This is a genomic window from Rickettsia sp. Tenjiku01 (assembly GCF_001653015.1).
In the GTDB taxonomy this organism is placed as follows: domain Bacteria; phylum Pseudomonadota; class Alphaproteobacteria; order Rickettsiales; family Rickettsiaceae; genus Rickettsia; species Rickettsia rickettsii.
This window is the reverse complement of sequence record NZ_BCMR01000006.1, coordinates 23,394-44,925: the sequence shown is the minus strand read 5'-3', so window position 1 is coordinate 44,925 and position 21,532 is coordinate 23,394. Positions and strand designations below refer to the sequence as shown.

Sequence of the window (21,532 nt, the reverse complement as noted above, 5' to 3'; positions counted from 1 at the left end):
TATTCATATTTTATTTTTGTCATTAGGTTATGTGAAAAATTTTAGTAATCAATTTAGTATGGCTTTTGAAAAACACTTCAGTGTCATACCGTGGCTTGACCACAGTATCCAGAAAACAACTAAAAATACTAATATTATTAGTATTTTTAACTGGATTCTGTGAATAAATCACGAGGTGACACATATTTTTAAACCATTAATTTAATATCTCTTGACTTATGTCAATTTTTGATATAAAATGCTGCTCTTAAATTTACTCTAAAGTTGTATATAAAATTAATTCAATATTTAAAAAACTTGAATCTATAGCTTTTGGTCCATGGCTTAATAAATACAAACAATTATTTACCTCAGATGAATTAGAAACTGAGCTTGTTTGATATAATCATTCAAACTCAAGAAAATAAAAAACATTTTAATAAAGAGTTGTTTATATTATCTAATAACGTTATTGAGAGAGAAAAGAGAAAAGATAAAGCAATCAGAAGTGGCTGTTATTTTTTCTTCGGACTATAGAGCAAATTTATATTCTATATTTACTTGGTTAACTAACTTTCAATTAGAACAATATGCTAGATGTATATTAAATATTCCAAAGAATTATAAGGACTCTGAAGATTATTTTTTACAAGAAAAACAACAAGACAGATATTCAAAAATCAAAGCTTTTAATCATGTTCAAGATAAGAAATTCTTGGCGAGATAATATTTCAATTTATCAAAGCACGAATAATCAAATAATTACCCATTGTTTCAAAAAAATACTTTAAAATTGCAAAAATATTTAGAATATCCTTATGAATATAATACTGCAATTGATAAATCTGAATTTCTAGGTTCTGTAGATAGCTATTATAATTATTCTTGTGATAATATATAAAAATTATATATTAATAAAACAATCATTTATTAAGAAAATTAATATGCTGAAATCAGAAAATATACAAAAATCCGATAAAGCTCCTAAAGTTATAAGTAAAGACACTTTTTTTAGACCTTATGGCCTTCTATCTTATTCTATTTACTATATGGATGACGGCACAACTATATATCGTGAATCTGCATCACCTTATTATTATGATAAAGTTAAAATGATAGGTCATGATACCGGATATTTTCATAAATATTTTACTGGATTTGGGTTTGAATAGACATTACTTAGAAAGAATTGCTTTGTGAGTTAATTGAGCCTCTCGATGTCATTCCTAGCTAGAAGCAGGAATCCAGTAATAAAAAGTTCATACACTGTAAGTTTTTAATAATAATTCTATGTAAAATTTTAAACCTTTCCTATCACATAGTAGCAGTTCTTAAGCCCAACTAATACTAAATTATATTCATGCACAATGCAGAGCCTTCAATTACTTTTAAGCTTGATATTATCACGGTTTATAACACCCTCAATATATTAAAGTAACATAAGAAATTTTAGAAAAAACTTTTCCGGTCTTGATGTAGTAGAAATGGATAAAAACTTTTCATCTATACCAACCGTTGGTGCCGCTATAGAAGTCATGCATTATATATTTGGACATTTAAATAGTGAAAATCTACAGTAAGTAGCAAGAAAGTTACAGAAATTAAGCATTCACTAATACATAAATTAATGCCTAATTATCCATATGAAAGTTACACAAATCATGAATTGTTGAAAAATTATGAAATAATACAGAGACCAGGCTTTTTTGAATATCAATTAGATGGTAAACTCATAAAATGGATGCCGGATAAAATCATTTCTATACCACCTGATACGCTAACCAAAATTCAAATAATGAGTCTTGCCTTTCAATGTAGTATATTAAATAGACACAATGAAGCTGCTAAAGAGATATTTAAAATTGCAGCAATAAATCTATATTTTAATTACTTTGCAAAAGAAGTTGAACAATATAGCAAATGTGCAGAATATCTACTCCCCTTACTAAAGCTTATTGAACCGGAATCTAAGCTTAAAATTACCCAAGTACTAGTACCGTATATAAAATCCAGCTTAGATTTGTCAGGTCAATTCTCTGATGTATTAATGGAAAATAAAAATTTTGAAGGGGTAAAAGCTTTACTTGAAGAATCTATTTTTTCGTTAAATACTAACACTGAAAATCAGGTTTAGCCCAGTGTATTATAGAACAGGGCGTATTTATGAAGAAACCGGGAGCTATGATATGTCCACTAAATGTTATGAACATGCTTTTGTGCTTCTACCTACACATCCAACAGCAGCCTATCATTTATGGTCTAATTATAGAATACAAGGCAAATGTGATAAAGCTAATGACTGAATACAATATGTGCCAGTAGAATATATACAATACATTCTAGAAATGTTAACTAATCCATATGAAATTTCTTATAAGACGTTAGATGTAATAAAAAAAATACCTTAGTTCCTTTCTATTCATCAATATATGATGGCTGTGAATACATGGCTTTTTATAACAAAATTGCCAATAAAAAAAATTAACAAAAACCAACAATCAATATTAACCACAAAACTAAAAGCAATTAGTGAACCCCAAACAACATATTTCTAGCATTCTCACTTGCCCTATGTAGTAAGCAATTTAAAACGGCTTCTGATCTTTTAAATAAGATACCTGAGCATCAAATAAATTTGTATGAAAAGGCTCTTATAAAACTTCGGAGTTACGTGGACCCAAATTATACGTTACCTCAAAATAATACTCTAACATCCAATGAAAAAACAGAGGGTTCTTAACGCCGTTAATACCGGTTTAATAGCAGATAACGAGACTAAATTAACTTCTGAAAAATCTGAAAAGATTTTTCAACATGTTGAAAATGCTCTGCAAAATGATTCTTGCAATGAAAACACTTTAGAAATTGGAGTATTTACCGCCTTATTAAATAATAACCTAAAAAAGTACAAGAATATGCAAGTAAATGAAGTCAAAAAAACAAGAAGGGATTATTGCAAGCTATTCCCCCGATAATAAGCCAATAGAAAACTTAGAACAATTACCCCTGCAATATTATACAAAAAAATCCATCAATATTATCAACTAAAAAAGAAACATGAATTTTATCTAGCCATTCAAAAGATTACCAACTGCAATAATAATTCTTGGAATATTCCTAAAGAAGGTCAAATTAAAATTGATAATCAGGAAGTAACAAAAGGTACGGATAAATTTCTTGGCAAATATAGAGGATTTTTGTTACGGTACAATGTCTAAAAAAATCTATAACACCTTTGATAAAAGTAAAGTTACCTCTTTTGTTTCTGCTTTAAAAAAAGAAATAATATATCACAAACACGGAGTAACCGGAGTTAAACTTATTAAGGAAAATGCTTTTAAAGCTAAGTGGGACTGTGATGACTGATTATTTACGAAAATATATTAAATGTTGATGAGTATGGTAACCATGCTGAAATAAAAAAGTTTATTAGCGGTCATCATTTGGAGTTTTATAATGTGGAGTGATTAACTTTAAGATTCTGCTTTGTTGTATGACTCGATTTTTATTGTCATTGCGAGGAAATTGCATAGCAATTAACGAAGCAATCTCAGGATATTTGACGAGATTGCTAGGCAGCCTATGGCTGCTCGCAATGACGATATCTATATTTAATGAGCAATGCCTAAAACTTAGGATAATTTTGTAGTAGAACTTAAATAATCGTTGCCGTATTTCTCAAAAAAATCATCATATTTACCTTTAAAATCAACAATCTTTTTCCTATAGGAAAGAGCAATAATTCCGATCGTGCGTTACTAATATTACCGTACCATCAAAATCAATTAGAGATTTTTTAAGAGCTTCTCTTGACTCTATATCAAGATGGTTTGTCGGTTCTTCGAGTAGTAAAATATCGGGATTATTAAATAGACTTTGTACGAGTAATACACAAAAGCTTATAACCTTCTGACAACGCAGAAAGCGGCTCATAATGGTATTTTTCGGCTATTCCAAGACCTACAAGCAAGCTAGCTGCAAAAATTTCAGCAGTATAACCGTCATTATAGTATATTACCTGTTCAAGTTCACCATCGCTACATTCCTGCCGATTTAATATCTCTTCTTTTTCTTGTAAAGCTTTCCATTACTCCTTCTTCCCTGCTATTACCGTATCTATAATTTTAGTATTTTCATAAAGAAACTGATCTTGTTTTAAACAACCTATTTTGGAGTTTTTTGGTATGTTAATCTCACCGAAAGCTGGCTCTTCTTCCTTAGTTAAGACTTTGAAAAAAGTTATTTGACCTGCTCCGTTGGCACCTACTACACCATATCGTTTATTGTTTTTAATATGCAAATTTACATCGGTAAATAGTATTCTTGTACCATAACTCATGGCTAAATCATTTATAATAATCATATTTTTAGATGTCGTGGTTAAATGGTGTTATTGTATAGACACCTAATCGCCATTGTGAACAACTGCAGATCTTGCTGCATGGCTCGTTTTATGTCATTCCAGCGAAGGCGTTGTTACATAGATACCGCCCTGTCATTACGAGCAGTCGTAGACTGCGTGGCAGTCCAAAACAATAATAAAAAATTCTGTAAATCAGAATTTTTTATTGTATTGCTTCGTCAAAACTTACAGTTTTTCCTTGCAATGACGACCTTCAGTATCCACACAACAAGACCTATGCAGGCATAACATAAGAGCCATGCGGGCAATGCCGCACTTGTGGCAAGATTCATAAATGCTTATTACTTAAAGTTAGTTTTGATGGATACCATGGAAGGTTCACGGTATAACAATAAAAAATCTTATTTCTTCAATAGCTCAAGAGCTTTTGCAAAATCTACTATATGTTCTTCTTCTTTTTTTAAGTCTTTAACTTTTAAGTTATTATTCGCCTGCTCTTCGTCACCTATAAAAATAATAAATTGAGCATTTTCATTAAAAATGCGTTGCATTCTTTTAGCTATTTTACCTAGGGATTCTATGGTAATAGCAATATTTTCTGTTCGCAATTTATCTACAATTTCTAAAGCATAGCAAATATTATTTTTGCCTATAGGTAATACAAATACCGGCTTAACTTCAGATATATTATATTCCCGCATTAAAGCAATTCGCTCAATACCGGCAGCAAAACCGATAGCCGGCACATCATCGTTATTACCCATGATTTTAGCAAGCCCGTCATAACGTCCACCAGCTAGAATAGTAGATTGGCTCCCTAACTTTTTTGTAGTGAATTCAAAAGCAGTATGGCAATAATAATCAAGCCCTCTAACCAAGCGTGGATTTATGCTATATTTCACACCTAAAATATCTAGATACTTTATTAACTCCTCAAAATATTCTTTGGATTCATCAGTGTAATATTCAGATAAAACCGGTGCGTTTGCTATTATTTTCTGATCAGTCTCACTTTTAGAATCAAGTATCCGCATTGGATTTTTGGATAACCTTATTTTGCTTTCTTCTGATAATTGGTCTTTAAAATCATTTAGATATTCTACTAATTTTTGCTGATAAATGCTTCTTGATTCATTACATCCAAGAGAGTTAAGCTCTAAGGTAGTATCCTGCTCTATTTCGAGTGCTTTTAATATATCAACGGCTAACTTCAAAGTATCAGCATCAGTAATTGCTCCTTTAGCACCGATATACTCATAATTTAGTTGGTGAAATTGTCTTTGACGCCCTGCTTGCGGTCTATCATAACGAAAAACAGGACCGGTAGAGAAAAACTTTAATGGTAATTTATGTTGTAATCTGTTTGAGATGAGGCTTCTTATAATACATGCTGTAAATTCAGGTCGTAATGCTACGGAATCATTGCTTTTATCTAAAAAACTATAGATTTCTTTGCTGATTACGTCAGAGCTTTCACCCATCGAACGGTTAAAGACTTTAGTATACTCTAAAATAGGAGTACTCATTTGTTTATAGCCATACAATACTCCAACATCTCTTGCTTTGTTAATTATATAGTCGTGAACTTTATAATCATCCGGCAAGAGATCTTTCATTCCTCGGAGTGGTTGCAGCTTTTCAGTCATTTAGTTAATTTTGTTTTGTTGCGTGGATACTAATAACTCATCATTGCGAGAAGAGGCAAAGCCTTGACGTGGCAATCTCAGGAATTTTGTACTACTTCATGAGATTGCTATACTCTCTACGTTCGCTCGCAATTACGGATACCCCCCGCTTAATTCTGCTCTTTTTGCATAAAAAACGATCTTATAATATATAAAACAAATATTGTAATAAACCAATATATTAATGCACGACCTGCGGTTAATAGATTAAATTCACCATCATATATTTGAATAAATAGTAAGTATGCACAAGCAATTAAAATAAACGGTACGATAATCAATACTAAAGGACATCTAAAAGGTCTTTGAGCATCAGGTAGCGTTACCCTAAATAATACCACTATTATTGTAACGGTTATATAATCAATAAGAGCTCCCATTGAAGTTAATTGCGTTAATAATTCCGTAGAACAAAATCCTCCAAGGATAGCGGCTAAAGAAGCAAATATTATAATCGTAATATACGGACTATCATATTTTGGGTGCAACTTTGCAAAACTTTTCGGTAGTAAACCGTCACGTGCAATAGCATAAAAAATACGAGAAGTACCGTAAATATTCATCATCAACACTGTCATCATACCGCAAACTGCTCCGGTTGCAACAATAGCAGAGCCGATCTTGCTATTATTGATAGTTAAAGCATAAGCAAGCGGTTGATCGTTATTTAACTGATCAAAAGGTGCAATACCGGTAACAAGCCCTGCCATTGTTACATAAACAATAGTAGTTAGAACAAGTGAGCCAATAATACCGATCATTATATCGCGTTTTGGGTTTTTACACTCCTCAGCTGCGGTTGCAATCGTTCCAAAACCCGTAAAAGCTAAGAATAAAATAGACGCACCTACTAAAACATTACTAAAACCGAAAGGCATAAAATTACTCCAGTTAGTAGCATCAAAATGAGGGGCAGCAGCGAGTATAAATACAAATATTGCAGTCATTTTTATGAAAACTAAAATTGCATTTAGTCTCTTACTATCTTTAGTACCTAAATATAAAATAAATCCAATAAATCCCGAGATTAAAAATGCCGGTAAATTTATTATACCGCCGTTTGTCGGTACAGTAGTTAATTCTTTCGGTAAATTGATTCCACCTGCTGCTAGTATTCCTTGTACGTAGCCCGACCAGCCTGCAGCTACTATTCCTGCAGCAACACCAAGTTCTAATATTATAACACTACCGATCATCCAAGCAAATACTTCGCCAAATGCTACATAGGAATAAGTGTAAATACTTCCTGATGTCGGAAGCATTGCAGCAAGTTCAGTATAAACAAGCGCTACAAAGATACAGGTAATACCTGCAATCGCATAAGATAACATTACTGCAGGTCCTGAATATTTAGCAGCAATTATACCGGTAACGACAAATACGCCTGTGCCGATCATCGCACCAAGACCCAGTAATATTAAATCGAATGCTCCAAGTGTCTTGCTAAGACTGCTTGAACTGCCTATCTCTTTTACTGATTCAAAACTTTTCTTCCTTAAAAAACTCATTAGTTTCTCCTGTTTTAGTGAGCTTATTTTTTTGTGAATTGTGTCTCATTGCGAGCGACTACAAGGAGCGTGGCAATCTCAGGAGGTCTAACTAGATTGCCACGTCGCTTCGCTCCTCGCAATGACACAATTACCTTATCTCTCTAGTAATCCATCCGCCGCCAAGTAATCTTTCACCGGCATAAATAACGCATGCTTGCCCAGGGGCAACGGCTTTTTCTTCGCATAAAAATTTTACTTTCATTTTATCATCACCGAGTTTACTTATTTCGGCTAGACGCGGCGGTCTTGTCGAGCGAATTTTAACTGCTACTTCTAACTTTTCGTTATCTTTAATCTCATCTGCAAGCCAATTCACATCTCTAATGATAAATTCCTGCACGTTTAATGCGGACTCCGGTCCTACATATACTATATTGTCCTTAGGATCAATCTTTACTACATATAAAGGCTCATTATAAGCTATACCAAGACCACGACGTTGCCCTATGGTGTAGTTAATTATACCGCTATGCTCTCCTAGCTCAAACCCGTTTACATGAATAATTTTACCGCTTTCACTACTATTTGGACGTATTTTATTTATTACGCTCTTATAATTTCCGTCAGGTATGAAACAAATATCTTGGCTGTCAGGCTTATCCGCTACCTCAAGCCCAAAGTTACTAGCAAGCTTTCGTGTTTCATCCTTAGTAAGCCCTCCTAGAGGGAAACGTAAATATTCTAATTGCTCTTTAGTTGTCGTAAATAAAAAATAACTTTGATCTTTTGCTGGATCAAGCCCTGTATGTAATTCCGCTCCGTTATCACCGTTTATTTTTCGTACGTAATGACCGGTAGCAAGCTTATCTGCTCCAAGCTCTCTAGCCGTTTTAATTAGATCCCTGAACTTTACCGATTTATTACATTGCACACATGGAAGCGGTGTTTCACCTTGTAAATAGCTATCGACGAAATTATCTATTACCGACTCTTTAAATTTGCTCTCATAATCAAGTACGTAATGGGGAATACCTAGCTTATTTGCTACCATTTTAGCATCGTAAATATCCTGACCAGCACAACAGGCATTTTTCTTCCCTACTGCCATACCGTGATCATATAGCTGCAAGGTAATACCTATAACATTATGTCCTTGTTCATGCAGCATTGCGGCAACCGCCGAACTATCAACCCCGCCTGACATTGCGACAACTATAGTAGACTGCTTATCCCCTAAATTAATCATACCAACCTTAAACAAACAGCAAATTATACTAAATTTATAATTAAATTACAACACTATCTTTTAATATATTAAAATGCTATAATTGGCGTTGTTTAATAATTATCGATTTCGTCATTGCAAGCAGCCCTAGGATGTGTGGCAATCTCATGAAATAAATAATAACAAACTCCTGAGATTGCTTCCCTCGCAATGACGATTTACTAATCCACCTAGGAATGACAAAATGCTTCAAATAATGCAAAAATTATATGTTATTTAAAATATTATACAAAACAGTTATTACATTAGCTCTAATTTATTTCATACTGATTATTTTAGAATATGCACGTCAAGGTTTTATTAATGACTTGTCGTTACAAAAAGTAGATTTATCTATTCAGAATTCCATAAAAGAACCAATTTATTTAGTTTCTTATGCCGACGGTCTGGAGTATGTTTATCGCAATCAAAATGCAACCACTCATTATGCAATTAATAAAGGTATAGACTTCATATTTAACTATAAGAAAAAGCACATAAATCAAGCGTTTATAGAAAAAAACCAAGAAATTTTTAATGAACCTGCAGGAGCGGGGTTATGGCTATGGAAGCCTTATATTATACTTGAAACAATGAAAAATGCACCAGAAGGAGCTATTATAGTATATTTAGATTCAGCATTTGTTATTAAAAAGCATATCAGCAATTTAACAAATCTTTTAGGCGATAATGATATATTACTGGTACATGATCGCAATCGTAAAAACGGTAGTTTTGTTAAAGGCGAAACTTTTGCTTTAATGGATTGCCTTACAGACGAATGCAGAAATGACGATCACATTTGGAGTGCCGTTATTATTGTGCGTAATACCAAACTTTCTCGTTCTTTCATTGAAAAATGGCTAAAAAGTTGTGAAGATATTAGAATTCTTTCAGGTACAAATTATAATATCCATCCTAATTACGATGAATATAAATGGCATCATTCCGATCAATCAGTACTGAGCCTTATATATCATAAAAATCCACAATCGGTTAAAGTAATAGAATATGAAAAAACAACACCTTCTTTATCTTGGTTCCACCGTAAATATTCAAATAGTTCACCGTTAAAACCTTGGTATAGCATATACGGTATAGATCCTATAATTAATTTTAATAATAACGGCAAAGTTTTACCTGCTACCTCTCTTATAAATACTCCGACGATTGTTAGACTTCGTAAATGGGTTATCGAGTATACTCAATGAGCCGGTGTTGTTGCATAATTCCAAAGTCGTCATTACGAGCGAACGTAGAGAGCGTGGCAATCTCATAAAATAATAACAAACTCCTGAGATTGCTTCGTCAATTACTTACGTAATTTCCTCGCAATGACGACATCTCTCGTACTTTAAAAAAACTATAAGATAAAGTAAGTACTTTAATGTCTTGCATTTCAGGGTCAAGCTCAAAATCCTTATCTATATAAAATGTAACCGGCATTAAGACTTTTTCGCCGGCTTTTAATAATTGTTCTTCAAAACAAAAACAATGAATTTTTACGAAATATTTTCCTGCTTTATTTGGAGTAACATTATATACGGAAGTACCTATTATATCGTTATCGCTTAGATTCTCCGTTTCATAGAACACTAGAGTATTCTGCCCCGGAACAATTTGCACTCTTTGCTGCCTTGGAATAAACCGCCAAGGTAAATCTTTATCAACATTAGCATCAAACTCGATAATTATAGGTTTAGTGCCTTTTACCTTAGAATATACACTCACCGTTTCTTTTGCAGTAGTGCCGCCATATCCTGTAACTTTACAAAATAAATTATAGATAGGTACGGAAGCAAAACTGAGTAACACCATACTAATTATTAATCCCAGCAAGGAAAAAGCTAAATTTTTATTGGATTTTTTAGACATTATTTGATTTTATTTAAAAATTCTCTAGAAAAAGTTTATTTTAGATCATATATGTGTTAGTATAAAAAAAATAGTTTTTAAGGTTAGTATGACTAATAATATTAATGCATTAGCAATTTCTAGCGACTCAGGATTTTATAGCTACTTACAGAAAATCAATAAAATTCCTTCACTTACGCAAGAAGAAGAATTGTTATTAGCAAAATCCTATTTAGAAGGGAATGATTTACAAGCTGCACATAAATTAGTAACAAGCCATCTTAAACTTGTTGCAAAAATTGCAAGCGGCTATAGGACTTACGGTCTTCCTATTACCGAATTGGTTTCAGAAGGTAATATAGGTTTAATGCAGGCAGTAAAAAAATTCAATCCCGAACTTGGTTTTCGCCTATCAACATATGCGATGTGGTGGATTAAAGCATCCATACAAGAATATATATTAAAATCTTGGTCATTAGTAAAGATGGGAACAACGGCCGCACAAAAAAAATTATTTTTTAGTCTTAATAAAGTTAAGCATAAAATTACTAATTTATACTCAAGGACTATTACTACCGATGATTTTGTACAAATAGCAGATGAGCTAGGCGTTTCGGTTAATGAAGTTTCTGAAATGAATACTAGAATTTCAGGTCCTGATTTATCGTTAAATAACTCTATAAATAGTGACGATGCAGAATCCGGAGAATTAATAGAACTATTACCGGAAACACGCCCTACTCCTGAAGCTATAGCTATTAATAAGCAAAATTCTACCAGTAAAAGGCAGTTACTATCAAATGCTATGAAGATTTTAAACGACAGGGAACTGCGTATTTTAACAGAGCGTAAATTAACGGATACTCCTAAAACTCTAGATATTCTAAGCAATGAGTATAATATTTCTAAGGAACGTATTAGACAAATAGAAAATACGGCTTTTGAAAAAATAAAGAAGTTTATTTTAAACCATAGTAGAGAAGTAGCTTAAGCCTTATTGGACTGTCATCCCGTGGCTTGACCACAGGATCCAAAAACAACTAATAGTATTTTTACTAGATACTGCGATTAAGTCACGGTATGGCAACGGAAAAACGATCCAGCCAACAATGCTTTTGTAGAAATGACATTAGTTTAGTACACCTGACCATTCTGGATCAGAAGCATCTGCCGGTGTCATAATTTCTCTTTCATTATGACCTGTTAGATCAATTGCAAAAATTTTGTTTTTTCCCGGAGCTTTAGCTCTCGACGGCCAACCTTTAGCAAACATAATAACTCGTCCGTTAGGCGACCAACAAGGACTTTCGACTAAATATCCGCTTGTTATTATCCTTTCACTATTCTCATCATCTTGAGGACATGCTTTCATAATTCCGATATTAAAAGTTTTGCCTCCGTCTCCTTTAGTAATCTTAGTAAATGCTATATAGTCTCCTCTAGGCGACCAGCTAGGAGCTGCGTAAGAACCACCGCCAAAACTAATACGCTGAACATCACTTCCGTCTGAATTCATGATATATAATTGAGGCACACCGTTTCTATCGGAATTATATACAATTTTTTTACCGTCCGGTGAATAGCTAGGAGAGGTATTAATACCGAATCCGTCAGTTAATTTATGAAGCCGTTTAGTAGCAAGGTCGATTTCATAAATATGCGTCGAGCCGTTTTTAGCTATCGACATTACAGCTTTTCTACCGTCTGGTGAGAATCTAGGAGCAAAAGATATACCGGGAAAATCACCTACTACACTTTCTTTGCCTGTTTTTAAATCTTTTTCATAAACAAGTACTCTTCTTTTAGTAGCATATGAAACGTAAAAAATCTTATCCGCCGAACGAGCAAATCTTGGGGTTAAGACTAGTGACTTTCCATTGGTAAGGTATTTATTATTAGCCCCGTCATAATCCATCAAAGCAATTCTTTTTATTTTCGGTAAAGAGCTGCTTTCTGATACATACACTATTTTAGTGTCAAAATAACCGGCATCACCGGTAATTTTTTCATAAATTTTATCGGCAATTTTATGTGCTGCTCTTCTCCATAGATTTTTCGGTACTTCAAGAATTTCACCGGCGAGCTGTTTTTCAAGCAACGTATCCCATAATATAAAGCTAATTTTAAATTTACCGCTTTCTAGTTTTTTAACTTCACCGTTTACTAAAAGACTAGCATTAATTTGACGCCATGCAGCAAAAAGCGGTTTATATTCTATTCCTGTCTTCTCTTCTATAAAAGAGGCAGCAGAAATAGGACGGAATAACCCCGAAAGCTTTAAATCATTAGAGATAACTTGAACCATATCGTGACCTAATACATCAGCGGCAGAATTATCGGCATCAAATTTATTGACCGCTATAGGTGTCGGGTCAGCTCGCCCATGCTCAATGTTTATTGTTTCAAGTGCATAGCTGGTAACGCTAAATAATAGTGATAGTATAAAATATATAATATTTCTCACTTAAAATACTCCTTTTTCTCAAATTCCGTTATGGTTGTTGTATGTCATTCCTGCGAAAGCAGGCATGACATACATTACCCAAAAATCTTCATCAGTTCTTCCCATTCTCTCTTAGTCATATCACTAGTTTCATGGGTAACTTTTTCACCGTTTATCATTCTTTTAATTACATCCAAACCTTTACGTGAAATATTTGCTCCCTGCAAACGATATTCTTTAAAAGCTTCGTAAACAAAAGGAACCCAAGCTTTGACTATCTCAAGCATTTTTTCAGCATAAACTCTAATTTCATATTGAGCGTGAGGGTCGGCTCGCAATCTTAAAAAATGAAGTAAATTATGTAAATTAATCTTCCAATACCATTCCGTATAATAATTTAAAGTTAAATTCATACGAGCAAGCTCTCTTGCTATCCCTGTGGCGTTCTCATCTATAATATTACCCTCTTCATCGGCATTCATCAATTCCTTATAATGCCCGTAGCACTGTCTAGCATCTTCCTCTAAAATTGCAAGGACCTTTTCAGCTACTTCTTTCGGTAAGCTATCCCCTTCCCTACATTGTTTATTTACAGCAGATTGGGAAGCAATATTTGCCGGTTCAGGTAGATAAAATTCATTACCTAAAATAGAATACCTTGCCGAATATTCGTTAACGCTAGCTGTTCTATGCCTAATCCATTGCCTTGCAATAAATATCGGTAGTTTAATATGGAACTTGATATCACACATCTCAAAAGGAGTGGTATGATAATGACGAAGCAAGTAGTTTATCAGCCCTTTATCTTGGTTTAATTGCTTCGTACCCTTACCGTAAGAAACACGAGCTGCTTGTACTATAGCACTATCATCCCCCATATAGTCGATCACTCTAATAAAGCCGTAATCTAACACTTTTATAGGCTCATATAAGATTTCTTCAAGTGCCGGGACTGTCACTCTTTTTGTGGTGTTATGCATTCTATTTATCCTTTATGTTTTTCTTTAAATTAACCTTTCCGATGTCATTCCTGCGTTGTTGCATAGCTCGTTTATGTCATTCCCGCGAAAGCGGGAATGACATAAAGTTATGGCCAATAACTATATAAATTCTTACCGTTTCTTTTTAGCCATAATTTTGCCGGTTGGTATTCGGGATATATATCCTCAACTAGCCCCCAAAAATTTTTACTATGGTTCATTTCTTTTAAATGTGCCATTTCATGAGCTACTAAATATTTCAGTACTTCAAAGGGGGCAAACACTACCCGCCAATTAAAAACAAGATTCCCTTTACTACAACAACTCCCCCAACGGCTAACATTTTCCATTATTCTAATATTGGAATAAGTCAAATTATGTTTTTTAGATATATTCTCTACTATTATTTTTATTTCTGCTAATAATTTCTTTTTAAGGAATACTTCTATACTAAGTTTTTTTAGTACCTGACTACAACAATACACTTCTAACGTAGAATCATTTAATTTTATCTGATTTTTAGACGAATCAATATGTATTATTTCATAAGATTTACCCAAAATAGAAATCTTATCTTCATCTTTTGGTATCGTAGTTACATTACGACGTAATTTTTGCCTAACCCAATATTCTTGACTTAACAAAAAATTATGACCTTTTTCGGCTTTTACCTTAAGAGGTAATACAAGCTCTGCACCTTTAGACGTAATGCGGATGGCTATATTTTTAGCTTTGCTACTCCTTCTTACTATAACATTTTGAGGTGCACCATATTTGGTAAGAGTAATAACATCTTCCATTTAAAATTCTATATACTTATTAGGATCAACTGCTATTTTATTTTTACGCATAGCAAAATATAATTTATGTTCTACATGTCCGATAACACTATTTCTAGCAATTTTATCACCTTTTTTCAGTAATAAATCATCTAAACTCGCATATGCTACTTCTAGATCGTCTTTATCTAATTTAACTATTACTAAATTACCGAATTGCTTATTATAACCTGAATATATTACCGTTCCTGCAGCTATCGATTTAACTTCACTATATTCTTTAGCTACAATATCTATCCCTTTACTTTTACCGGCTTTAAACTCGGTAATAATTACCCCATTTAACGGTTTTACAAAGTTTAATTGTTCTATCGCTTCTTCATCTTCGTCTTCATTCCGAGACATAGGAATCTCAATATCATCATTATCATCTTCTATAATTTTTGCCTTTGGCTCTTCGAGTCCACCGCTAACTTTTTCTGACGCGGGATTGTCTTCCATAGTTCTTTGAACTATCATACCCTCATCGTAATCTAGTGCGGTAGAATTATTATTTGTAGTAACATCTCCTACTTTATACTCAATTGGAGCCGGTGGCTGATCAACACAAGCAACTAAACAAAAACATATAACGATACTAAGTACAACAGGATATTTCATATATTTAACAAAACTATTATTTACATTAGAAAACAAATCTTACATAGTATATAATTTTTATCATTATTTTCCATCAAAAAATTAACTATGAAAACTTATAATATTGTCATAGCTAGTGATCATTCAGGTTATGAGCTTAAGTCTGAAATTATCAATTATTTAGAGCAGAAATCTCTAAAGATTTATGACTGCGGAACAAATAATACACAAACCGTTGATTATCCTGATTATGCTAAGAAAGTAGTAGATATTATTATTGAAAAATCAGCACCTATCGGTATTTTAATTAGTGATACGGGGATTGGTATGTCTATAGCTGCGAATCGTAGCTCGGAAATAAGAGCCGCTTTGTGCAACAATATATTAACTGCCGAAAATGCTAAAGCTCATAATGACGCTAATATCTTGATACTCGGAGCAAAAACCATAGACCAAAAAATAGTATTTGATATTATAGATAAGTTTTTAACTACCCAATTTGAAGGCGGCAGACATAGCACCCGCCTATCAAAGATAAAATAGTTGTATAAACTGTTAAACATTGTTATTATCTGTCATTGCGAGGAGAGGCAAAGCCTCGACGTGGCAATCTCAGGCATTTTGCACTATTGCATAAGATTGCTACGCTCCTTGCAGTCGCGCGCAATGACGATTCGGTATCCATGCAATAAAGCCAAACTATAATATAAATTATGCTGCTTAATATGAATCTTCAAGAGTTGAAACAAAAATATAATTACGATGTTGCAACGAAAATGATGCAGCAATATCTAGACATTAAATTTGCTCATTTAGATTGTTTACTACTATTTAGAATGGGTGATTTTTATGAAATGTTCTATGAAGATGCAATTCTAGCAAGCAATGTACTTGGCATTGCTTTAACAAAGCGCGGCAAAAACGGCGAAGAAGAAATTGCGATGTGCGGGGTACCTTATCATGCCCTTGAGAATTATTTAACTAAGTTAATTGCAGAAAATTATAAGGTTGCTATTTGTGATCAACTAGAAACACCTGAAGAAGCAAAGAATAGAGGCGGTTATAAAGCGGTAGTTACTAGGGATGTTACACGTATTATAACTCCGGGAACTATAATTGAAGAAAATTTAATTGCTTCAGCCGAACCTAATTATTTAGCAAGTCTCGTAATACCGAAAAATAAAGAAACAGCTAGCCTTTGTTATGTTGATCTTTCTACTTCCGAAATTGTTGTAGTTAATGTACCGGAAACGGAAATTCTTAATGAGCTGGCTCGTTTAAAACCTCGTGAAATTCTGCTTAGCGAAAATCTGAGATCTTCTAATCTTGCGGATAGTATTTTCAAACAATTAAATTTTCGTATTACCTATCAAGTTGATAGTTTTTTTGCGATTAATAAATGCGAAAAAATCATTTTAGATTTTTATAAAATGAAAGATATTAAAGGCATCGGCGAGATATCTAGTAGTCAAATTTGTGCCATAGGTAGCGTTTTAGAATATTTATCGTTAACGCAAAAACAAAATATTCCTCATTTGCCAATCCCTAGAATTATCAATTTTCATAGCTATATGACTATTGATTTCTCTACTAGAAGGAACCTTGAAATTGTAACAAACTCACAAGGCGGCTCGCAAGGAAGTTTATTAAGCACCCTTAATCATACGGTTACTAAACAAGGCGGACGTTTACTATATAATTTTCTTTCAAGTCCTTTAACCAACATTGCTAAAATAAATCATCGTTTAAATATTACCGAGTTCTTTTATTCCAACTTAGAAATAGTACAAAAAATTAGAGAACTTCTAAAAAAAACTAGTGATATAGAACGCTGCTTAACACGTATTACGATGAACAGAAGTTCAGGTCGTGATTTACTTAGCATTAAATATACTTTAGAAACAGCAACGATTATTAAAGGAGTATTCTTTGACGCTTACGGTTTTAATTTACCTGATTTTATCGAAAAAATTATTAAACCTCTATCAGGTGATGCAGAATTATATAATTTAATAGACGAAACAATACGAGAAGATGCACCGAATAATTTAAATGACGGAGGTATAATAAAACATAAATATCATCCGAAAGTAGCCCAATTACATGATTTAATTAATAACGGAAAATTATATATTGAAAAGCTAAAAGATCAATATCGTAAAGAAACGGGAATAGACAGTTTAAAAATATCTCATAATAATGTTATAGGGCTTTTTATCGATATCACCGCTAAAAATGTTAATAAAATCCTTGATCCCAAATTTATTCACCGTCAAACAACGGTTAATCATGTTCGTTACACTACTGCTGAACTACAAAAGCTTGAAAGTGAGTTAGTCAATGCTAAAACCTTAGTAATAAGCTTAGAAAAAGAATTATATGCGGATATTTGTAGCCAAGTAATCGACAAAGCTTCCTATTTACGAATGCTTGCAAGCTCCTTAAGCGGGCTTGACGTATTTTGTAATTTTGCTTACATCGCTGATGAATATGATTATGTTAAGCCTGAGTTTACCGATGATTTAAGCTTTGATATCGTTAAAGGACGGCATCCTGTAGTAGAGAAAGCACTACAGCGAGAAAGCAAAAGCTTTGTATATAATGATTGTCATTTATCAGAGCTTGAGCGTATTTGGTTAATTACCGGTCCTAATATGGCAGGTAAAAGTACTTTTTTACGTCAAAACGCCATTATTGCAATCATTGCTCAAATAGGTTCGTTTGTGCCGGTAAAAAGTGCTAAAATAGGGGTAGTCGACAAAATATTTAGCCGAATAGGTGCTGCCGATGACTTAATTAAGGGACAATCGACCTTTATGGCAGAGATGCTTGAAACCTCAGCAATTCTTGCTCAATCTACAAAAAACTCACTAATCATACTTGATGAGGTAGGTAGAGGCACATCCACTTATGACGGGGTATCTATAGCATGGTCGGTGCTTGAATATATTCATGATAAGCTGAAATGTCGCTGTTTATTTGCAACGCACTATCATGAGCTAACCGTTATGAGTAATTTCCTGCCGGCTTTGCAAAATTATACTATTGCTATTGAGGAGTCAGGTAAAGATATTCTATTTTTACATAATATTATATCAGGTGCTGCCGATAGGTCCTACGGTCTTCATGTTGCGGCTCTTGCCGGTCTTCCTGCGAGTGTTATAAACAGAGCTGAGCAGATTCTGCTTAAATTTGAAAAAACTTCTACAGGTAAAGGAAAAAGTATTTTATCAACGACATCAAATAATTTGAGTTTGTTTTATCTTGAACCTAATAAAACTACTATAAGCAGCAAATTAGATAAAAAATTCAGCACTATCGATCCTGATAAACTATCCCCTAAAGAAGCACTTGAGTTAATTTATGAGTTAAAGAAATTGGTTTGATGCGAGTTGGGCAGTGCCTGCGTGGAGCAGTTTTTTCATCATTGCGAGGAAAAACTGCAAGTTTTGACAAAACAATCTCAGGAGTTTGTTATTATTTCATGAGATTGCCACGCAGCCTACGGCTGCTTACAATGACGATCTAGTATCTATACAACCTTGCCTCCCTTTCCAACCAATATTTACTACAGGCGAAAAAATTAGGATTAGTGAAACTTTCTTTACCGTAAGTAATTTCTTGTCCATGTGTATCTAAAATATTACCACCGCCGGCTTTAATTAAAGCATGACCTGCCGCTATGTCCCATTCCATAGTTTGACCGAATTTTGGATATATATCAGCTGCTCCTTCAGCAATTAAGCATAGTTTCATTGAACTGCCTATTGCATTTATTTGACCGAATGAATACTTACTTAAAAATTCTTTAGTAGCTTTATTTGAATTATAAAAACCTATTACCGCATTAAGCTCTTCATGTTTAGGTTCATGATTAACAAATATTTCTTTAGAATTCTGTTCGATTTTTAACCGACCGTTTACATCAGTATAATATAGCTTTGCTGTTTCAGGGTGATATATCAAGCCGATGGTTGGAAAACCGTTTTCAATAAGCCCTATATTGACCGTATATGTACTTTTACCGTTTACATAGCTCCATGTCCCATCAATAGGATCGATTAACCAAAAAGTATCACTGCTGAATATAGGTAGCGGCTGCTCTTCACATACTATAGCTATTTGAGAGGTTAAGGTTTGTAGAGTTTGATAAATTATTTTACTAATTTCCTTATCGGCATTAGTGACTACTGACCCATCTGATTTAATATCAGTCAATATTCCTGCCTTTTTTATATCTAGTGCAATCTTGCCGGTATTAATAATTAAATCTTTTAAAGCATTAATTAAATTGTCATTCATAATTATTTATTTAACATCTTTGCAGCTGTATCATCTTCTAACCACTGACCGGTATTTAAAAACGTAGATTGCTGCAACTCAGCGATTTGATGATCAGGTGACCCCGGTAACATTTGCCACCCCAAATATTCAATTCCATAATATCCTATATCAACCATACTTAAATAAGAGTCCATATTTTCTAAATCTTTTTTATTATTTGCAAAAATTACTATTTTTTTAGGTTGTTTCGGTATAATTTTTAAGAACTCTATAAGAGCTTTTACTCTATTTATATTACCGGTAAATATTATACCTAAATAAAAAATAGGGGCTTCAGCATCGCTTGGATTAAATCTAAATACATCTTTATCATTAACTTTATTAGTAAAATTAATATTGAGTCCGTAAAGTAAGGTATATAACCATTCTTCATAATTTTCAATTAAATTACATGGGGCCGTTATTTCCTGAAGACCTAAAACCTTTGCACCTTGCTGTTTCATCTTATTAATTAAATCTACCCATTTAGATTCAACAAGCATCATCTGACGCTGCACTATCAATTTTGCAATAGTTTTATTAACTGATGCGTTATCCGCTGCAAGACTATATAAATATTTAGTAAAATTTATATAAGAATTATCCTGATATCGAAATAATTTGGATTTCGGTGTTATGATAGTATTATCTATATTTATAAGTACCAACGTATCTGCATCTATCTTCGGTAATAAGTTTTTCATTGTTACTGAATCTACGGAGTAAGTAGGAATAATTTGACCGTAGCCCGCATACGAAATAACTAAGCAAAGTAAACTCAATAAAACTTTATTTATTCGTGTCATAAGGATTTTTACCTTTTGCATTATTATTCTTTAAAGGTGGATTATTTCTTTTTAGCTTATTTATTTGAGATATTAAATCATTAATCAGTTTAGTATAATATGCAACATCTTTATTTTTCGGAGTATTTTTATTATTATAATGATAACCAATAAATAATATATTAGAATTATAACTACTAAGTTGCAATTCCATTGAGCTTAGCAATTCTATGCTACTACTAATCATTATAAAGCATTTCGGTATAAAATTCATTTGAATAAGGAAATTGAGCATCATTTCCGCTTCCGATATATTATTACTAGTCAATATACCCTTATAAAATACCGGATAAGTATTAGCAAAACTGTCTAAATTATTAAAAATAATATAATTATTGTTTGGAAAACTATTTGAAAAATCAATATCGAAATTTTTCTTTAAATAATCGGCAAACCATATCTCAAATTTAGGAATATTATTAAAATTACCGGTAAACCCATCATTTACTGCTATTATGGGGATTTTACTATTACTCATTTCATTTACAAAATTTGGAAAATCAGATTCTTGTAATTCTTTCTTATAACTATCATTAGTTAAAATCAATTGCTTCATATAAATAGCTTTTGAATTTTTATTAATATTAAGTAAAAGAGGAGTTAGTGTAAGATAAATGTCTTTATCAAGCTGTGCAACGATAGGCACTAAAGACTTAAACAAAAATTCATCTAGAACCGTTACTACTAATAAATCCTGAGGTACATAATTTTTATTATAATTTTCTTTAAAATCTTGTTTTATTTTATTTAAACTATCCACTTCTATAATTTCTGCACGAGCTATAGAAGCAATAAATAATATTAGAATAAATATATATTTTTTAAACATTTATGATTTCCATTTTTTTAAAGGCAGCATATCACCCTGTGATTTTCTATGTCATTCCT

The 21,532-nt window shown here is 32.8% G+C and carries 19 protein-coding genes and 2 pseudogenes; 9 read left to right on the top strand and 12 right to left on the bottom strand.

What is annotated here, in order from left to right; all coding sequences use genetic code 11:
• Nucleotides 1-451 precede the first annotated feature (451 nt).
• The 5 genes and pseudogenes from TENJIKU01_RS09475 to TENJIKU01_RS09465 all read left to right on the top strand — a co-directional run bounded on the left by TENJIKU01_RS09475 (nt 452) and on the right by TENJIKU01_RS09465 (nt 3,345).
• Entirely contained in the window at nt 452-706 is a 255-nt protein-coding gene (locus tag TENJIKU01_RS09475; RefSeq protein WP_227779852.1) for a hypothetical protein, read from the top strand.
• A gap of 217 nt (nt 707-923) precedes the next feature.
• Nucleotides 924-1,151, top strand: coding sequence for a hypothetical protein (locus TENJIKU01_RS02065; RefSeq protein WP_064429063.1), 228 nt, complete (start codon nt 924-926; stop codon nt 1,149-1,151).
• Nucleotides 1,152-1,606: 455 nt separating this feature from the next.
• Nucleotides 1,607-2,113: a hypothetical protein gene (locus TENJIKU01_RS02060; RefSeq protein WP_227779850.1), complete on the top strand. Its 507-nt coding sequence runs from the start codon at nt 1,607-1,609 to the stop codon at nt 2,111-2,113.
• Between the two features lie 312 nt (nt 2,114-2,425).
• A pseudogene (locus TENJIKU01_RS09470) lies at nt 2,426-2,954 on the top strand (hypothetical protein).
• Nucleotides 2,905-3,345, top strand: a pseudogene (locus TENJIKU01_RS09465) (hypothetical protein). Before TENJIKU01_RS09470 ends, TENJIKU01_RS09465 begins: the two co-directional pseudogenes overlap by 50 nt.
• A 721-nt stretch (nt 3,346-4,066) precedes the next feature.
• Here the strand turns inward: TENJIKU01_RS09465 and TENJIKU01_RS02040 are convergent.
• The 4 genes from TENJIKU01_RS02040 to mnmA form a co-directional block, all read right to left on the bottom strand.
• Nucleotides 4,067-4,342 (bottom strand): ATP-binding cassette domain-containing protein, encoded by a 276-nt coding sequence (locus TENJIKU01_RS02040; RefSeq protein WP_064429021.1) that lies wholly within the window; start codon nt 4,340-4,342, stop codon nt 4,067-4,069.
• A 401-nt stretch (nt 4,343-4,743) separates the two neighbouring features.
• The gene (gene hisS / locus TENJIKU01_RS02035; RefSeq protein ID WP_064429020.1) at nt 4,744-5,988 is read right to left on the bottom strand and encodes a histidine--tRNA ligase; all 1,245 of its coding nucleotides are present in this window, start codon (nt 5,986-5,988) and stop codon (nt 4,744-4,746) included.
• Between the two features lie 149 nt (nt 5,989-6,137).
• The gene (locus TENJIKU01_RS02030; RefSeq protein WP_064429019.1) at nt 6,138-7,535 is read right to left on the bottom strand and encodes an amino acid permease; all 1,398 of its coding nucleotides are present in this window, start codon (nt 7,533-7,535) and stop codon (nt 6,138-6,140) included.
• Between the two features lie 130 nt (nt 7,536-7,665).
• A complete protein-coding gene (mnmA, locus tag TENJIKU01_RS02025; protein ID WP_064429018.1) occupies nt 7,666-8,763 on the bottom strand; it encodes a tRNA 2-thiouridine(34) synthase MnmA in 1,098 nt (365 codons plus the stop codon).
• Nucleotides 8,764-9,011: 248 nt separating this feature from the next.
• On the opposite strand from mnmA, the gene TENJIKU01_RS02020 reads away from it, so the two are divergent.
• Nucleotides 9,012-9,992, top strand: coding sequence for a hypothetical protein (locus tag TENJIKU01_RS02020; protein ID WP_064429017.1), 981 nt, complete (start codon nt 9,012-9,014; stop codon nt 9,990-9,992).
• A 97-nt stretch (nt 9,993-10,089) separates the two neighbouring features.
• Here TENJIKU01_RS02020 and TENJIKU01_RS02015 read toward each other — a convergent pair whose 3' ends face one another.
• Nucleotides 10,090-10,656 (bottom strand): cytochrome c oxidase assembly protein, encoded by a 567-nt coding sequence (locus TENJIKU01_RS02015; protein WP_014410107.1) that lies wholly within the window; start codon nt 10,654-10,656, stop codon nt 10,090-10,092.
• A gap of 88 nt (nt 10,657-10,744) precedes the next feature.
• On the opposite strand from TENJIKU01_RS02015, the gene rpoH reads away from it, so the two are divergent.
• Nucleotides 10,745-11,626: an RNA polymerase sigma factor RpoH gene (gene rpoH, locus TENJIKU01_RS02010; RefSeq protein ID WP_064429016.1), complete on the top strand. Its 882-nt coding sequence runs from the start codon at nt 10,745-10,747 to the stop codon at nt 11,624-11,626.
• A 138-nt stretch (nt 11,627-11,764) separates the two neighbouring features.
• Here rpoH and tolB read toward each other — a convergent pair whose 3' ends face one another.
• From tolB to TENJIKU01_RS01990, 4 genes are all read right to left on the bottom strand, one after another.
• Nucleotides 11,765-13,099, bottom strand: coding sequence for a Tol-Pal system beta propeller repeat protein TolB (tolB, locus tag TENJIKU01_RS02005; RefSeq protein WP_064429015.1), 1,335 nt, complete (start codon nt 13,097-13,099; stop codon nt 11,765-11,767).
• 74 nt (nt 13,100-13,173) lie between these two features.
• A complete protein-coding gene (gene thyX / locus TENJIKU01_RS02000; RefSeq protein WP_064429014.1) occupies nt 13,174-14,058 on the bottom strand; it encodes an FAD-dependent thymidylate synthase in 885 nt (294 codons plus the stop codon).
• A gap of 107 nt (nt 14,059-14,165) precedes the next feature.
• Nucleotides 14,166-14,858, bottom strand: a complete 693-nt coding sequence (locus tag TENJIKU01_RS01995) for a M48 family metallopeptidase (protein WP_064429013.1) — start codon at nt 14,856-14,858, stop codon at nt 14,166-14,168.
• The gene (locus tag TENJIKU01_RS01990; RefSeq protein ID WP_172795013.1) at nt 14,859-15,533 is read right to left on the bottom strand and encodes a murein hydrolase activator EnvC family protein; all 675 of its coding nucleotides are present in this window, start codon (nt 15,531-15,533) and stop codon (nt 14,859-14,861) included. It abuts the gene before it with no gap.
• A 51-nt stretch (nt 15,534-15,584) separates the two neighbouring features.
• On the opposite strand from TENJIKU01_RS01990, the gene rpiB reads away from it, so the two are divergent.
• Together rpiB and mutS are read left to right on the top strand one after the other, a co-directional pair.
• Nucleotides 15,585-16,019: a ribose 5-phosphate isomerase B gene (gene rpiB / locus TENJIKU01_RS01985; RefSeq protein ID WP_010977056.1), complete on the top strand. Its 435-nt coding sequence runs from the start codon at nt 15,585-15,587 to the stop codon at nt 16,017-16,019.
• 182 nt (nt 16,020-16,201) lie between these two features.
• Nucleotides 16,202-18,862 carry a DNA mismatch repair protein MutS gene (gene mutS / locus TENJIKU01_RS01980; RefSeq protein WP_064429061.1) on the top strand — a complete coding sequence of 887 codons (2,661 nt, stop codon included), beginning with the start codon at nt 16,202-16,204 and terminating at the stop codon, nt 18,860-18,862.
• Between the two features lie 139 nt (nt 18,863-19,001).
• Here mutS and TENJIKU01_RS01975 read toward each other — a convergent pair whose 3' ends face one another.
• From TENJIKU01_RS01975 to TENJIKU01_RS01965, 3 genes are read right to left on the bottom strand one after another with little or no spacing between them, the layout of a single operon-like run.
• Nucleotides 19,002-19,778, bottom strand: coding sequence for a 3'(2'),5'-bisphosphate nucleotidase CysQ (locus TENJIKU01_RS01975; RefSeq protein ID WP_064429012.1), 777 nt, complete (start codon nt 19,776-19,778; stop codon nt 19,002-19,004).
• A 2-nt stretch (nt 19,779-19,780) separates the two neighbouring features.
• Entirely contained in the window at nt 19,781-20,626 is an 846-nt protein-coding gene (locus tag TENJIKU01_RS01970) for a DUF2608 domain-containing protein (RefSeq protein ID WP_064429011.1), read from the bottom strand.
• Entirely contained in the window at nt 20,589-21,473 is an 885-nt protein-coding gene (locus TENJIKU01_RS01965) for a DUF2608 domain-containing protein (protein WP_064429010.1), read from the bottom strand. Before TENJIKU01_RS01965 ends, TENJIKU01_RS01970 begins: the two co-directional genes overlap by 38 nt.
• Between the last annotated feature and the right edge of the window lie 59 nt (nt 21,474-21,532).